Origin of the sequence: Salinibacterium amurskyense (assembly GCF_002797685.1) — a bacterium.
Classification (GTDB): Bacteria; Actinomycetota; Actinomycetes; order Actinomycetales; family Microbacteriaceae; genus Rhodoglobus; species Rhodoglobus amurskyensis.
The window spans coordinates 1,737,373-1,752,995 of sequence record NZ_PGFH01000001.1; the positions used below are offsets into that span (position 1 = coordinate 1,737,373).

A 15,623-nucleotide genomic window follows, 5' to 3' on the forward strand; every position below is an offset into this window, starting at 1 on the left:
AGCGCGCTGGAGCACTCATGACTTTCTTCGAATCAATCACCACAGTTTTTCGCAAGTACGCGGATTTCACCGGTGTCGCAAGCCGCCCCGAGTACTGGTGGTTCGCGCTGTTCTCGTTCATCACGACGTCGATTGCTGCCTCGCTTGACCCCTCGGCGAGCAGCGAAATGGGCAACTTTGGATTCTCTGTCGGTCTGAGTAGTGCGTGGTCGCTCGCCCTGCTTGTTCCGCAGCTTGCCGTCGCAGTGCGTAGGTTGCGCGATACCGGCCGCCATTGGACCAACCTCTTCTGGATCCTCGTTCCGATCGCCGGTGTCATCGTTCTCATCGTGTTCCTGACCCAGCCGAGCATCAACCAGCAGCCGACCACTCCCCCTCAGCCCACAGCGGCTCCATAAGGGTTTCATAGGAACCACCGCCACCATGGCTCTCATCACGATCAGGAGAGACCATGAAACGACGATTTTCCACGGTGGCCGCGACAAGCGTGCTGCTTCTTGCCCTTGCAGGCTGTACCGCAGCAGAGAGCACGGATGCTGAAACAAGCACCCCCACGGTCGAGGCGACAGAAAGCGCTACGACCGCGACCACGGCATCGTTCGCCGCGTCCAACGGAGACTGCGACGCTATGGCCGCAACGCTGCGTGAGGTTGAAAGCGCGAACCCCGATCTTGTCGACCCCGAGTTATCAGCAGTGTGCGATGGCGACACCCTGACGATCACCAGCAACAGCATCCCTGACTACCTCTACATCGCCACGACGCCTGGTTCGCCCAAGGTTTCTGAGGTCACGATGACTATCCCCGTAAACCCCACGGTGGCGGATGAACCCACCGACGTTCCTCTCCTCGGCGCTCTCGGCGTCGCCGTGAACGGCGTCCCCATCTATGGCCCCACGGAAGGCACGGGCGGTGACGTGAAGTCGCTCGCGGGTGCGCTCTCGGAGTGCGGCAGCCACAGCGGCCCCGCCGACTTCCACCTGCACTGGTTCGGTTACGCCGACGGCGTCGACTGCCTCTATGACGCGGATGAGGTCGAAACCGGTGAGTCGCTCGTGATCGGCTGGGCCGCTGATGGCTACCCGATCATGTCCGGAGTCGTGTGCTCCGACGACGAATGCAGCGAAACAGTCCAGCTCACGAGTAGCTGGCAGCTCACCGACGAATCGCTCTTTGCCACGGACACCTGGGCTGCCCACAGCTACGTCGAAGGCTCGGGAGACCTCGACGAATGCAACGGCCGCGTCGATAGCGACGGCCAATACCGTTACTACTCCACCACCACATTCCCCTACTTCGTCGGTTGCTACTACGGCGATGTCGCAGACGACGCCCTCGGCGGCAACAATGCTGCCAATCCCGGCGGCGGCGCTGGCGGCATGCCCGGAGCAGGGGGCTAACGATGCGCCGCACAACACGCACCGATGACGGTGCCCCCAACACCGCTCGCCGCAGCTTCCTCGCTTTCGGGGCGCTCGCGGTTGCAGGCACGGCGCTCGCGGCATGCACCGCCACAGACTCGGATGCCGCGGGCGAGAGCGCAGAAACTCCCAACGACACCGACATCGGTTTCTTCACTGACATGGCCCTGCACCACGAGCAGGCTCTCGCCATGTGCCAGCGAGTAATCGGACGAGACAACGGAGATTCCGTGCAGTCGCTGGCCGCTGACATCCTGCAGAACCAGTCGTTCGAACGCGGGGTCATGCACACGTGGCTCACGGTCTGGGGCGAAAGTACCGCCCCGCCCGAAACCGTCATGGGGTGGATGGGCATGGAAATGCCCGCAGCCGAAATGATGGGCCTCGCCACTGACGAACAGATGAGTTCTCTCGCCACGGCCACGGGTATCGCCCAGGGACGGCTATTTCTCACCCTCATGCGCGCTCACCACGTGGGCGGCGTCCACATGGCCGAGATGGCGACTGAGAATGCGGCAATCGCAAACGTGCGCACCACGGCAGAACGGATGGCCACGATCCAGAACTATGAAATAGGGATCATCGACCAGCTTGTGGCGACCACCTATGCGTAGCGAAGTGGCCGCGAGTAGCTAATCTGGGTAGATGAACGCGTGCCCGTGCCAATCGTCCGAGACCTACGACGAGTGTTGCGGCCGCTTCCATCGCGGTGAGGCACTCGCTCCCACGGCTGAACGCCTCATGCGCTCGCGGTACAGCGCCTACTCTGTCGGCGACACCGCCTATCTGCTGAAGACGTGGCATCCGTCTACCCGTCCCGCAGCGCTCGAACTTGATGCGGATGTGCGCTGGTTTCGACTCGACATTGTCTCGCGCACCGGTGGCAGCATGTTCGATACCACCGGCACCGTCGAGTTTCGCGCGCACTATCGGCACGATGGCGGAGCCGACCAGCAGCACGAGAACAGCAACTTTGTGCGCGAAAATGGCGCCTGGCTTTACGTTGACGCTATCTAATGAGTGAGAACCAAGGAGAACCGGTGAACTACATACTCTCGATCGATCAGGGCACCACCAGCACGCGCGCGATCATTTTTGATCACGACGGCAAACCGGTCACTTCGGGCCAGCTGGAGCACGATCAAATCTTCCCCAAGGCGGGCTGGGTCGAACACGACGCCACCCAAATTTGGAACAACACGCGCGAGGTCATCGGTCAAGCGCTCTCCAAGGCCAACATCACCCGCCACAGCATCGCCGCGGTCGGCATCACCAACCAGCGCGAAACGGCCATCATTTGGGATCGCGCCACCGGCAAGCCCGTCTACAACGCCATCGTCTGGCAAGACACTCGCACCCAGGCGATCATCGACCGCATTGCGGATGGCGACACCGACAAGTTCAAGAAGATCACCGGACTGCCCCTGGCGACGTATTTCTCGGCGTCCAAGATTGTGTGGATGCTCGACAACGTCGACGGAGTTCGCGAGCGTGCCGAGGCGGGCGAGCTCGCCTTCGGAACCCCCGACACGTGGGTGCTATGGAACCTCACTGGTGGCCCCGACGGCGGAGTACACGCCACCGACGTCACCAACGCGAGTCGCACGCTGCTGATGGACCTCGAGTCGCGCACGTGGAGCGAAGATATTCTCGCCGAACTGGGCATTCCGGCTTCGCTGATGCCCGACATCCGCAGCTCATCTGAGGTGTACGGCACCGTTTCGACCTCGAGTCTGCTGCGCGAAGTTCCCGTCGCAGGCATTTTGGGCGACCAGCAGGCAGCAACTTTTGGGCAGGCTGCCTTCGAAGCCGGCGAATCGAAGAATACCTATGGCACCGGAAACTTCCTCATCACGAACACCGGCACCGACATCGTGCACTCCGACAACGGACTCATCACGACGCTCGCCTACCAACTCGGTGACGACGCACCCCGTTACGCGATCGAAGGCTCGATTGCTGTAACTGGCTCGCTCATCCAGTGGCTGCGTGACAACCTCGGCATCATCTCTCGTTCCGAAGAGGTCGAAACTCTTGCCGCGTCAGTCGACGACAATGGCGGCGTTTACTTCGTGCCGGCGTTCTCTGGTCTCTTTGCGCCTCACTGGCGTCCGGATGCCCGGGGAGCGATTCTCGGCCTCACCCGTTTTGCGAACAAGGGTCACATTGCTCGCGCCGCACTCGAAGCCACCGCGTTCCAAACCAGCGACGTGATCGAAGCGGCCAATGCGGATGCCGACGTCGCGATGACGGAACTGCGAGTGGATGGCGGCATGGTCGCTAACTCCGCGCTCATGCAATTTCAAGCGGACATCCTCAACATGTCCGTCGTTCGCCCCGAAGTCGCCGAGACCACGGCACTCGGTGCCGCATACGCTGCCGGCCTCGCCGTTGACTACTGGAGCGGGCTCGATGAGTTGCGCGATCGCTGGAACGAAGGCGAACGCTGGGAGCCTCAGATGGATGCTGCTGAGCGTGAGCGCCTCATCCGCAACTGGAAAAAGGCCATCACCAAGACGCTCGACTGGGTCAACGAAGACACCGACTAGGCGGCTCTCGCTCGCCTAGCGATTAGTCGCGGCGACCCATTCGTCGAGCTTGGCGCTTGCGCGGCCGGAGTCAACGATGTCTTCGGCGCGCTCAAGCTGTTCGCGCAGTCGCTGCACGAGAGGTCGCCGGCTTTGATCGGCATCCTTCGCGAGTTCGAATGAGGCCAGTCCAGCGGCTGCGTTGAGCAAGACAACATCGCGCGCCGGAGACTTCTCCCCCGCCAGAATCGAGCGAATCACCTGAGCGTTGTACTCCGGGTCCTTGCCCAAGAGTGCTTCGATCGGCGCGCGCGGGATGCCGAGCTCAAGCGGGTCGAGATCGTGCTCGGTCACGAAGCCGCGCGATACTTCCCACACGTGGCTGTGACCAGTCGTCGTCAACTTGTCGATTCCATCGTCGCCTCGGTAAACGAGCGCCGTTGCTCCGCGCGTTTGGAACACACCCACGAGCAGGCTCACTCGCTCACGGCTACCAACTCCCACGGCCGAGGCCTGCGGACGAGCGGGATTGCAGAGCGGACCAAGAATGTTGAACAGGGTGGGAATGCCCATCTCACGTCGGGTCGGCCCAGCGTGGGCAAAGCCGGGGTGGAAAAGAGCGGCGTAGACGAAAGTGATGCCCACTTCATCCAGCACTTCAGCGACGCGTTCCGGGGTGAGATCGAGCTTGAGCCCCAAAGCACTCAGAACATCGGATGCTCCACTCTTGCTACTCGCGCCACGATTGCCGTGCTTAATAACGGGCACGTCCCCCGCTGCAGCGATCACCGACGCGACGGAGGAGATGTTCAACACAGCGCCGTAGGGGTCTCCGCCGGTGCCTACTATGTCCAATGCCATCGGATCTACGGGCAGAGGCAGGGCACTAGCCAGCGCAGCATCGCGGAATCCGACGACCTCGTCGACTGTTTCGCCCTTGATGCGAAGCGCGATCAACATGGCGGCCAACTGAGCGGATGTCGCTTCACCGACCATCACAGAATTCATCGCCCAGGAGGCTTGGCTGATCGACAAATCCTTGCCGGACACAAGCGTTGAAAGGATTTCTGGCCAAGTTGGGGATGCAGACATGAATGAAATCCTACCGATCCTGAGCCGACAGGCCGGGGATTGAAAAACTTACGCCGAGTTATCAGCCATAATAGATACGTGACCACAGCTGCCCTCAACCGCTCTCTTGGAGCCCAGTCTGTCCAGCGACCGAACACTGTTGCGGTCGGTACCATCGTTTGGCTTGGTAGCGAGGTGATGTTCTTCGCCGGCCTCTTCGCTATTTACTTCACGTTGAAGTCGACGTCCCCCGGATTGTGGGCGGAACAGACCGAAAAGCTCAACGTGCCATTCGCGACGACCATCACGATCATCCTCGTGCTCTCGTCCGTGACCTGCCAGTTCGGTGTCTTTGCCGCCGAGCGTATGCAAGTGAGCCGCACAGGTTCGCTGTTCGACATGCGCAAGTGGGGCATGACCGAGTGGTTCTTCATGACTTATGCCATGGGAGCTGTCTTCGTCACCGGCCAGGTCTGGGAGTACGCAACGCTCGTTTCCGAGCACGTCAGCCTGTCGAGCGACTCTTACGGCTCGGCCTTCTACATCACTACCGGGTTCCACGGACTCCACGTAGCTGGTGGCCTCATCGCCTTCCTGCTCGTGCTCGGTCGCGGCTTTGCCGTCAAGAAGTTCGGACACAAAGAGGCAACGACCGCAATCGTTGTTTCCTACTACTGGCACTTTGTCGACGTAGTGTGGATCGGCCTCTTCCTCATCATCTACGTGCTCAAATAAGAAACGGAATAGACGTAATGGCCTCAAAGGCAGCTCGCGCGTCAGGCGGATCTCGATCCGCTGGGCGACGCCATCCCCTTGCGACTGTAGCCCTTCTGCTCGTCGGCCTCCTGGGAACGGGCGGTGCATATGCGCTGTTCACTTCCAGTGCAACGGCAGAGACCAGCGCATCCGCTGAAGCTCTCGTAGAAGAAGGCGGAAAGCTCTTCGCCGCAAACTGTGCAACGTGCCACGGTCTCGACCTTCAGGGAACGACTCAGGGCCCCACGCTTATCGGCGTCGGTGCGGCAGCAACCGACTTCCAGGTCGGAACCGGTCGTATGCCCATGGCAATTACCGGCCCGCAGGCTGAAGTTAAGCCGGTGCAGTTCACCGAAGAGCAGATTCAAGCTCTTTCTGTCTTCGTCGCAGCGCAGGGCCCCGGCCCCGCAATCCCCGCCGACATGTACCTCACCGGCAAGGGCGACGTTTCCAACGGTGCTGAGCTCTTCCGCATCAACTGCGCAATGTGCCACAACGTTGCTGGTGCTGGTGGAGCACTGACCGAGGGCAAGTACGCCCCGGCACTCTCCGGCGTCACCTCAAAGCACGTCTACGAAGCCATGCTTACCGGCCCGCAGAACATGCCCGTATTCAACGACACCAACCTCACCCCTGAAGAGAAGGCTGACGTCATCACGTACCTCAAGTACCTCGATGAGACTCCTTCTGTTGGTGGATTCACGCTTGGATCACTCGGCCCCGTTTCTGAGGGTCTGTTCATCTGGATCTTCGGCCTTGGCGCGATCGTGGCAATCACGGTCTGGCTCACGGCTAAGTCAAACTAGTTAGCGACCGCTTCACAGCGGACGGTTGAAGGGATAAGAATGGCAGACGACCACGGCGACACCGCCGGCAGCACGGCTGCGGGTAAGGACGTCGAGAAGCACGGCGCTCCTGCACACAGTGCAGGCACCGCCGTCGTCGCAACTGATGAGGTGCCCAACCCCGGGTTCCTCCCGCATCGCCCCCGCGTAACGGACCTCGACCCCAAGGTCGACAAGCAGCAAGAGCGTCGAGTATCGATGCTGTTCGTGCTGTCGATCGTGGGCAGCGTGCTCGCAGTAGTCGCCTACTTTGCGTTCCCGATCGAGCCCGGCAACATGCAGTCGGTTCGCAACAACACTCTCTTCCTCGGCTTGGGAATCACCCTGGGCCTTCTAGGAATCGGTGTTGGCGCCGTTCACTGGTCCAAGGCGCTCATGCAGGGTCACGACCTCGTCGAGCAGCGCCACGGAACACGAGGCAGCGAAGAAACTCGCGCTAAGGCGATCGAAGTGTTCACGCTGGGCAACAAGGACTCCGGCTTCGGTCGTCGTACGCTCTTGCGCAACACCCTCATCGGTGCTCTCGTAGTAACGCCTCTTCCCGCCATCGTTCTTTTCCGCGACTTGGCACCCGCTGAGGACCCCGTAGGGCTGCTCAAGCACACCTACTGGGAAAAGGGCATGCGCTTGACGCGCGACCCCAGCGGAACCCCCATCAAGGCATCTGATCTCACGATCGGTTCTGCTTTCCAGGTCATTCCCGAAGGACTCAACGACTCCGAGCACCGAATCGAAGAGAAAGCTAAAGCTGCTGTTCTCCTCGTTCGCTTGAAGCCAGAAGACCTGCAGGTTTCCGAGGGACGCGAAGATTGGAACTACGACGGAATCGTCGCTTACTCCAAGATTTGCACCCACGTCGGATGCCCCGTTGCACTGTACGAACAGCAGACGCACCACTTGCTGTGCCCGTGCCACCAATCACAGTTCGACATCAAGCGCGAAGCAGCCGTAATCTTCGGCCCAGCAAAGCGTCCACTTCCGCAACTGCCGATCACGGTCGACTCAGAGGGCTACCTCATCGCTAAGAGCGACTTTGAAGAGCCCGTCGGTCCAAGCTTCTGGGAGCGCCAGCTATGACAACCACCCCCACCCAGGACGCACAGCCCAAGACGCGCGGACAGCGTTTCACGGGAGCTGCAGCGAACTACATTGACGAGCGCACCAGCATTTCTGGCCTCGTCAAAGAGGTAGGTCGCAAGATCTTCCCCGACCACTGGTCCTTCATGCTCGGTGAAGTAGCTCTCTATAGCTTCATCGTCATCCTGCTCTCGGGAACGTTCTTGACGTTCTTCTTCGAGGCGTCGATGGTTGAAGTTCACTACGAGGGTTCCTACGCACCGCTCAAGGGAATCGAGATGTCGGCGGCTATGGCTTCCACGCTCGATATTTCCTTCGACATCCGCGGTGGCCTCTTGATGCGCCAGGTTCACCACTGGGCAGCACTGCTGTTCGTGGCTTCCATCGGGTTGCACATGCTCCGCGTGTACTTCACGGGAGCATTCCGCAAGCCGCGTGAGATCAACTGGTTCATCGGTTTCGTTCTCTTCGTTCTCGCAATGGCTGAGGGCTTCACCGGCTACTCGCTTCCCGATGACCTGCTTTCCGGTAACGGTCTGCGCATCATCGACGGAATGGTCAAGGGAATCCCCGTCATCGGAACGTGGATCTCCTACCTCCTGTTCGGTGGCGAGTTCCCCGGAATCGACATCGTGAGCCGTCTGTACATCCTGCACATCATGTTGCTGCCGGCGATCATCATCGCTGCAATCGGTATTCATATGCTGCTGCTCGTGATCAACAAGCACACGCAGTTCGCTGGCCCCGGTCGCACCAACGACAACGTCGTAGGCTCCCCCGTCATGCCTGGCTTCGCAGCCAAGGCCGGTGGATTCTTCTTCATCGTCTTCGGTGTGATCACGCTGATTGCGTCGACGTTCTCGATCAACCCTGTCTGGGTCTACGGACCGTACGACCCCTCGCCTGTTTCTGCAGGTACTCAGCCTGACTGGTACATCGGGTTCGCCGACGGCGCCCTCCGACTCGTGCCGCCAGGGTGGGAAACCGAGTGGTTCGGCTTCACGTGGTCATTCAACATCATCGCTCCACTGGTGATCTTGGGTCTCTTCATCGCGATCGTCGCCTTCTACCCCTTCATTGAGGCGTGGATCACCGGCGACAAGCGTGAACACCACATTGCTGACCGCCCCCGTAACGCTCCGACCCGTACCGCTATCGGTGCAGCTGGCGTCACGTTCTACGCAGTTCTGTGGGCCGCCGCAAGCTCGGACTTGATAGCGACGCACTTCAAGCTATCGATCGAGGGCGTTATTCACTCTTGCCAGGCTCTGCTCATCTTCGGACCGATCATCGCGTACTTCATCACGAAGCGCGTCTGCCTCGGCCTGCAGAAGAAGGACCGCGAGATTGCTCTCCACGGCTACGAGTCAGGACGCATCGTTCGCCTGCCACACGGTGAGTACATCGAAGTTCACGAGCAGCTCTCCGAGTACGAGCGCTGGAAGCTCGTCAGCTACACGGACTACAAGCCGCTGATGATTCGCCCCAACGATCAGGGTCGTATCACCTTCGGACAGCGTCTGCGTGCTTCGGCTTCGCGTTGGTTCTTCGAAGACCGCATCGCTCCCGTTTCGCAACAGGAGATCGAGCAGTCCAAGGACGAGCACCACTAAGGCTGCTCCCCCGTTCTAACCCGTGTGGGCCTCACCGAATTTCTTTCGGTGAGGCCCACACGGCGTTAACGGGATGATCGACGGCGAATCTAGCGGCCGCGGCAAACTTAAGGTGGCCCTATGCGGAACCTGCGATCACAGCACCGTGGGGCGCCTCTCAAACGGAACCAGCGGTCCTGCGAACCCCACACCGCAGTTCATATTGCGAACACGAAGACCACGCGGCCCCGGACGGCCGCTTTCGCCGACTACCCTCTCACCTCAATACTCCAGCAAGAGTCCCCGTGGAGCCTCATCTGCACGACGCGCACGTTTGTCGGCTGCGCGAGAACAAGCGCTGCGGAACGAAGAACCCCCGGCTCAACCACCTTCGCGCACCCCAGGGCGTCGACTGGTCTACCCCGCTGGTTCCGGGTGGTCCCGGCTGCCCGACTATCCCGGACTGCCCGACTATCCCGGACTGCCCGGCTATCCCAAGCTCCCGGCTACACCAGACTTCCGGCAGTCCCGTGCTTCCGAAGCTTCGCTGGATAACGCAGGCTTCCTAGACTTCCAGAGCAGCGCAGGCCGCCCGAGCTGCCCAGACCTGAGCCGATCTCTCCTGCAGCCGCTAGAGCGCCAAACGGGGCCGACTCTCACGCCGAGTTCGCGTTCTCACTGAGAACGGGCGCGAGCGTAACGCACTAAGAACCCCGCGACTCCTGTGGGAGCGCATGAACAGTCTCGCTCAGGCGGCGAGCACAGAGAACCTCGTGGAGGTTCACAACGACTGCTGACGTCGCTCAGCAACCCGAGTTGGTCCCGCGTCGGGACGGTCACGTCACGGGTTAACCCGCGGCCTTATGGCGTGCAGATCTCCCGGGGCGATAGCAGAGGCGCAAACGGAGAATCCCGTCGCACACGGCCCAGAGACTGTCCTCAGTCGCGAAGCACGCAACGCGAACCGCGAAAATTAGAGTGGTTAGTCGAAGACGCGCTTCAAGAAGTCGGCGGTCGACATGTAGCCGATGCGCTCAAAGAAGTCTGCAGAACCACGGCTGGGAACGGTGAGCTGACGCACTCCCCGCTCGAGGCAGACGGCCTCCACCGCTTCAACGAGCCGAGTGCCGATACCGGTGCTTTGGACACTGCTATCCACTACCAGCTCTTGAAGTTGAGCTGAGCTGCCGTTGGTGTGGAGCAAGTGTGCGATTGTCGCAAAGGCGTAGCCGACAACCGCGCCAGCCGGCTGCGCTGCAACGAGCATGAGGGTGGTCGCCCGATCGTCGACCGCATGAGCGAAAGCAGAATCGAACGCTGCGCGATCCGGAGCGTACTCGGTACCCAGCTGCTTGAGCAGCTCGAATACCGAGGACGCGTCCTGAACAGTCGCGGGGCGAATCTGCGTCGCGTTAGTGAGCGAAGTATCCGCGGTAGTACTCATACGTCCACCCTACGAGGCTAACGACGAGAATTCCTCCGCCGATGAATGCAATCCATGGTCCGATCGCTACGCCCAAGAATACGAGCGAAGCAGCACCAGCGAGAACGATGGGCCACCAGCTCCAGGGGCTGAAGTGCCCCTGCTCGGCGTCGCCGTCTTCAATGTCGGCATCCAGGCGGTCTTCCGCCAGCTCAGCGCCCTGTGCCTTGTGAACCTTGTCGAGGTAGAAGGCAATCAGAGCCCAGAGCATTCCGCTCAGGAGAAGCGTGACGGTACCGACCCACTCGACCTGCTGATGAGCAGCATCGAGGAGCGACCATGCGGTGTACAGGCCGGCCAAGATGAAGAAGAAGACCGTGAGAATCCAATAGAGCTTGACGTTTGCATTCATCGGTTACTTCACCTTCTCATCTGCGAGGTCGTAGACGGGAGCTTCAGGAGCATCCTTGCCTGGACCAATACCAACCGGGATTCCCGCTTCGGGGTGGTTCAAGTCGAATGCTGGGGACTCTGAACGGATCCGAGGGATAGACGTGAAGTTGTGACGAGGCGGAGGGCAGCTCGTTGCCCACTCGAGTGAACGTCCGTAGCCCCACGGGTCATTGACCGTGACCTTGGGCGCCTTGCGGGCCGTCACGTAGACGTTGTAGAGGAACGGGATCATCGAGATCGCGAGAACAAATGCACCGATCGTCGAGACCTGGTTCATCCACGTCACGCCATCTTCTTCAAGATAGGTGCGGTAACGACGCGGCAGCGCGACGACGCCAGCCCAGTGCTGGATGAGGAACGTCATGTGGAAGCCGATGAACAGCAACCAGAAGTGGATCTTTCCCAAGCTCTCGTTGAGCATCTTGCCGGTCCACTTGGGCCACCAGAAGTAGAACCCGCTGAACATTGCGAATACAACGGTTCCGAAGACTACGTAGTGGAAGTGAGCTACGACGAAGTACGTGTCAGACACGTGGAAGTCGAGCGGCGGGCTAGCCAGGATGACACCCGTGAGTCCACCGAAGGTGAAGGTCACGAGGAATCCGATAGCCCACAACATGGGAGTTTCGAAGGTGATCGAACCGCGCCACATTGTGCCGATCCAGTTGAAGATCTTCACACCCGTTGGCACCGCGATGAGCATTGTCATGAGCGAGAAGAACGGGAGAAGAACAGAACCGGTGACGTACATGTGGTGAGCCCACACCGTGACCGACAGCGCAGCAATCGAGATTGTCGCGTAGATGAGGGTGCTGTAACCGAAGATCGGCTTGCGACTGAAGACCGGGAATACTTCAGAGACGATTCCGAAGAACGGAAGCGCGATGATGTACACCTCGGGGTGCCCGAAGAACCAGAAGAGATGCTGCCAGAGCAGAACCCCACCATTTGCCGGGTCATAGATATGACCGTCGAATACGCGATCCATGCCGAGGCCAAACATCGCTGCGGCCAGAACGGGGAACGCCATGAGGATCAGCAGCGACGTCACGAGGGTGTTCCACGTGAAGATCGGCATGCGGAACATGGTCATACCCGGAGCACGCATCGTAATGATCGTGGTAATGAAGTTGACTCCACCAAGAATGGTTCCGAAACCACTCATCGCGAGGCCGAAGACCCAGAGGTTTCCACCGATTCCAGGCGAGAACGTGGTGCTCGACAGCGGTGCGTACGCGAACCAACCGAAGGATGCCGCACCCTGAGGGGTAAGGAATCCAGCGACGGCGATCAGCGAACCGAAGCTGTATAGCCAGTAGGCGAAAGCATTAAGACGCGGGAAGGCGACATCGGGAGCACCGATCTGAAGCGGCATCAGCACGTTCGCGAAGCCGGCAAACAGTGGCGTAGCGAACATCAACAGCATGATCGTGCCGTGCATCGTGAACAACTGGTTGTACTGCTCACCAGTTGCCACGATCGAGAGACCCGGCTCAAAGAGCTGAGCACGGATGACCAGCGCCATTACACCGCCGAGAAGGAAGTAGAAGAATGACGTGATCAGGTACATGTACCCAATAGTTTTGTGGTCCGTCGAGGTGATCCAGTTCACCATGACGTTGCCCTTACGTTCGACGCTCATGAGCCCTATTCCTCGTCGCTGCTGCCGTTGCCGGGCAAGTTCTGGTTGACGTTGTATTCGAGTCCGATTTGACCCTCGAAGCCTGCGTCGCGCTGGCCCTCGATGTAGTCGTCGTACTCAGCCTGAGACACAACCTTGACGGTGAAGAGCATGAGCGAGTGGTACTCACCGCACAGCTCCGCGCACTTGCCCTGGTACGTGCCTTCCTTAGTGGGGATGAAGTACATGTAGTTGCTCTTGCCGGGGATCATGTCCTTCTTGTAAAGGAAGTCCACCACCCAGAAGGAGTGAATAACGTCGCGAGACTCAATCTTGATCTCGACCTTCTTGTCAACGGGAAGCACCAGCTGAGGAAGGTTGTCGACGTCGACAGTGCCGTCGGGGTTGAAGTCTGCCTGAACACCCGCGCTGTAGACGTTGTCGTCAACGTAGTTGAAGTCCCAAGCCCAACGCTTGCCGATGACCTCGATAGTCACGTCGGGGTTGACCTCGACCTGCTCGATGGCAGCCTGGTCACGCGCGGTGAACGCGAAGAAACCGATGACAAGGATCAGAGGCACGATCGTGTAGAACACTTCGATCGGCATGTTGTAGCGGAGCTGAACGGGTAGCCCGGTCTGTCCACGGCGACGGCGGTAAACAACCGCGGCCCAGATAATGAGGCCCCACGTGATGACACCCACCACAAGCAAAACGATCCACGATGTTACCCACAGCCCGATGATGCGGCTTGTGTGGTTAGTGGTTTCGGGATCTCCCGGGAGCCAGCCCTGCAACTGCTCTTGAGTACAGCCGGTCAGCACCAGCATCGTAACCAGAGCGAGTGGGATCGCTGCCCATCGAATTCGGCGGTTAGAGCGCACCTGTGACCTCTCGAAGAACACGGACTAATACCTTTCCAGTGTATATGCAGCGAGAGGGGGTAATGATTACCGCCTCGCCCCGCACAAGCGAAAAGGTGCACCAAATCGGCGCACCTTCTCGCAAAATTGCTATGAAATTAGTGAAAACTGTCGCCGCAGGCGCAGCTGCCTTCGGCATTGGGGTTGTCGATAGTGAACCCCTGCTTCTCAATCGTGTCTTCGAAATCGATGCTGGCACCGTCGAGGTACGGAACGCTCATTTTGTCGACGACAACCTCGACACCGTCGCCGAAGTCTCGGCTGACGTCTCCGTCGAGGAAGCGCTCGTCGAAGTAGAGCTGATAGATGAGCCCTGAGCATCCGCCCGGCTGAACGGCCAAACGAAGACGCAAGTCATCGCGGCCCTCTTGCGACATGAGGCTACGCACCTTGTTCGAGGCAGCCTCGGTCAGCGCAACACCGTGGGTGTCAGTTTCAACAGCGGAATCAGTCATGACGTAATTCTACGCCCGCCGTTCCAACTTTGCGAGCAGCAACGCCTCCGTGAGGATGGCGCGCTTGAAAACCCCGAGGTGGAGCGACTCGTTCGGGCTGTGAGCACGCGACTCTGGGTCTTCAACCCCGGTGACGAGAATTTGCGCCTCAGGAAAAACTTCGACGAGGTCCGAAATGAACGGGATTGACCCGCCGATCCCCGTCTCGAGAGGTTCGTTGCCCCAGGCCTCGTGCATTGCCGACTTGACGACTTCAACGGCCCATCCACTCGTGTCAACCAAGAACGGGCTGCCCTTGTCGACATCGGAGATCTCGAGGTGGGCGCCAAAGGGTGCGTTTGCTTCGAGATGGTCGCGAAGCGCTACGAATGCCTCCTCGGGATCTTGACCGGGTGCGATTCGGGCGCTCACCTTGACCGTCACGCTCGGCGTAAGAGTGTTGGATGCGTTCATCACGGTGGGCGCGTCGATGCCTGTCACCGTCACCGAGGGCTTGTCCCACAGCCTGCTCAACACGGTTCCATCACCAATCGACGAAACGCCATCGAGAAGTCCCGCTTCGTGGCGCAGCTTCTCTTCGCTGTACTCGGGGGTCTGCGATTCGCGACTAGTGAGTCCCTCCACCGCGACCGCGCCGTCTTCGCCATGAAGCGTCGCAAGCAGCTTGATCGCCGCGAGCATCGCATCCGGAACCGCTCCCCCGAACATGCCAGAGTGCGAGGCGTGCGCCAGAGTGGATACCTTGAGCTTGAACGTCACGTTACCGCGCAGTCCAACTGTCAGCGACGGGGTATTGATATCCCAGTTGTCAGAGTCGGCAACCACGATAACGTCGGCCGCAAGCTTCTCGCGGTTCTCCGTAATGAAGTTCGCGAACGAGCGAGAACCAAACTCTTCTTCGCCCTCGAAGAACGCTACGAGACCGAGATCAAAGTCGGTTCCGACCGTCTCCACAAAAGCGCGAATCGCGGCGACGTGCGCCATGATTCCGGCCTTATCGTCAGCCGCACCACGGCCGTACAGGCGGTCGCCGCGCACTGTGGGCTCGAAGGGAGGCGAATCCCAGTCTTCATCGTGGCCAGGAGGCTGAACGTCGTGGTGGGCGTAGAGCAAGATCGTGGGCTTACCGTTCTTGGCCTTCCGCGTTGCCAAAACCGCGGGATGCCCCAGCTTGTCACCCTCGATCGGCGCTCGCGCAAGCTCGACGGTCTCGAAAATACCGATGCCCTCGATCAGCGCTTTGGCCGCTTCTGCGCTGCGCTTGACTTGGTCTGCGTCGAAGCCATCCCACGATACTGAGGGAATGCGAACAAGAGCCCCGAGCTCGGCAACGGTGGCCGGCAGAGCCGCTTCCACGGCCTCGGTAAGGGGAACGAGCAGAGGATCGGGAGTCGTCGACGCTGACGTCGGCTGCGGCGTGTGAGTCATACGAGTAATCTTAGATCGACACCAACGCAAG

Annotated in this window: 16 protein-coding genes; 9 read left to right on the forward strand and 7 right to left on the reverse strand. The window is 60.0% G+C overall.

Annotated features, from left to right (window positions below; all coding sequences use genetic code 11):
- Window positions 1–17: 17 nt before the first annotated feature.
- The 5 genes from CLV85_RS08285 to glpK are packed head-to-tail and all read left to right on the forward strand — an operon-like array spanning window position 18 to window position 3,969.
- Complete coding sequence (locus tag CLV85_RS08285) at window positions 18–398, forward strand: DUF805 domain-containing protein (RefSeq protein WP_100389056.1); 381 nt, start codon at window positions 18–20, stop codon at window positions 396–398.
- A 53-nt stretch (window positions 399–451) separates the two neighbouring features.
- The gene (locus CLV85_RS08290) at window positions 452–1,399 is read left to right on the forward strand and encodes a YHYH protein (protein ID WP_100389057.1); all 948 of its coding nucleotides are present in this window, start codon (window positions 452–454) and stop codon (window positions 1,397–1,399) included.
- Window positions 1,400–1,401: 2 nt separating this feature from the next.
- Complete coding sequence (locus CLV85_RS08295) at window positions 1,402–2,034, forward strand: DUF305 domain-containing protein (protein WP_100389058.1); 633 nt, start codon at window positions 1,402–1,404, stop codon at window positions 2,032–2,034.
- Window positions 2,035–2,065: 31 nt separating this feature from the next.
- Window positions 2,066–2,437, forward strand: a complete 372-nt coding sequence (locus CLV85_RS08300; protein WP_100389059.1) for a YchJ family protein — start codon at window positions 2,066–2,068, stop codon at window positions 2,435–2,437.
- Window positions 2,437–3,969 (forward strand): glycerol kinase GlpK, encoded by a 1,533-nt coding sequence (gene glpK / locus CLV85_RS08305; RefSeq protein ID WP_420852720.1) that lies wholly within the window; start codon window positions 2,437–2,439, stop codon window positions 3,967–3,969. Before CLV85_RS08300 ends, glpK begins: the two co-directional genes overlap by 1 nt.
- Before the next feature lie 15 nt (window positions 3,970–3,984).
- Here the strand turns inward: glpK and trpD are convergent, their stop codons facing one another.
- Window positions 3,985–5,040 carry an anthranilate phosphoribosyltransferase gene (trpD, locus tag CLV85_RS08310; RefSeq protein WP_100389061.1) on the reverse strand — a complete coding sequence of 352 codons (1,056 nt, stop codon included), beginning with the start codon at window positions 5,038–5,040 and terminating at the stop codon, window positions 3,985–3,987.
- Between the two features lie 78 nt (window positions 5,041–5,118).
- On the opposite strand from trpD, the gene ctaE reads away from it, so the two are divergent.
- From ctaE to qcrB, 4 genes are read left to right on the forward strand one after another with little or no spacing between them, the layout of a single operon-like run.
- Window positions 5,119–5,754 carry an aa3-type cytochrome oxidase subunit III gene (ctaE, locus tag CLV85_RS08315; RefSeq protein WP_100389062.1) on the forward strand — a complete coding sequence of 212 codons (636 nt, stop codon included), beginning with the start codon at window positions 5,119–5,121 and terminating at the stop codon, window positions 5,752–5,754.
- A gap of 17 nt (window positions 5,755–5,771) precedes the next feature.
- Window positions 5,772–6,581 (forward strand): cytochrome bc1 complex diheme cytochrome c subunit, encoded by an 810-nt coding sequence (qcrC, locus tag CLV85_RS08320; RefSeq protein WP_100389063.1) that lies wholly within the window; start codon window positions 5,772–5,774, stop codon window positions 6,579–6,581.
- Between the two features lie 39 nt (window positions 6,582–6,620).
- A complete protein-coding gene (gene qcrA / locus CLV85_RS08325) occupies window positions 6,621–7,697 on the forward strand; it encodes a cytochrome bc1 complex Rieske iron-sulfur subunit (RefSeq protein ID WP_100389064.1) in 1,077 nt (358 codons plus the stop codon).
- Window positions 7,694–9,310 carry a cytochrome bc1 complex cytochrome b subunit gene (gene qcrB, locus CLV85_RS08330; RefSeq protein ID WP_100389065.1) on the forward strand — a complete coding sequence of 539 codons (1,617 nt, stop codon included), beginning with the start codon at window positions 7,694–7,696 and terminating at the stop codon, window positions 9,308–9,310. The genes qcrA and qcrB overlap by 4 nt, the downstream gene beginning before the upstream one ends.
- A gap of 961 nt (window positions 9,311–10,271) precedes the next feature.
- Here qcrB and CLV85_RS08335 read toward each other — a convergent pair.
- From CLV85_RS08335 to CLV85_RS08360, 6 genes are all read right to left on the reverse strand, one after another.
- Window positions 10,272–10,733: a GNAT family N-acetyltransferase gene (locus tag CLV85_RS08335; RefSeq protein ID WP_100389066.1), complete on the reverse strand. Its 462-nt coding sequence runs from the start codon at window positions 10,731–10,733 to the stop codon at window positions 10,272–10,274.
- Complete coding sequence (locus CLV85_RS08340) at window positions 10,702–11,124, reverse strand: cytochrome c oxidase subunit 4 (protein WP_100389067.1); 423 nt, start codon at window positions 11,122–11,124, stop codon at window positions 10,702–10,704. The genes CLV85_RS08335 and CLV85_RS08340 overlap by 32 nt, the downstream gene beginning before the upstream one ends.
- Before the next feature lie 3 nt (window positions 11,125–11,127).
- Entirely contained in the window at window positions 11,128–12,807 is a 1,680-nt protein-coding gene (gene ctaD, locus CLV85_RS08345; protein ID WP_100389068.1) for an aa3-type cytochrome oxidase subunit I, read from the reverse strand.
- 5 nt (window positions 12,808–12,812) lie between these two features.
- Entirely contained in the window at window positions 12,813–13,670 is an 858-nt protein-coding gene (gene ctaC / locus CLV85_RS08350; protein ID WP_189621811.1) for an aa3-type cytochrome oxidase subunit II, read from the reverse strand.
- A gap of 137 nt (window positions 13,671–13,807) precedes the next feature.
- Window positions 13,808–14,164 (reverse strand): HesB/IscA family protein, encoded by a 357-nt coding sequence (locus CLV85_RS08355; RefSeq protein WP_100389070.1) that lies wholly within the window; start codon window positions 14,162–14,164, stop codon window positions 13,808–13,810.
- A 9-nt stretch (window positions 14,165–14,173) separates the two neighbouring features.
- On the reverse strand, window positions 14,174–15,592 hold the full coding sequence (locus CLV85_RS08360) for a dipeptidase (RefSeq protein ID WP_100389071.1): 1,419 nt from the start codon (window positions 15,590–15,592) through the stop codon (window positions 14,174–14,176).
- Between the last annotated feature and the right edge of the window lie 31 nt (window positions 15,593–15,623).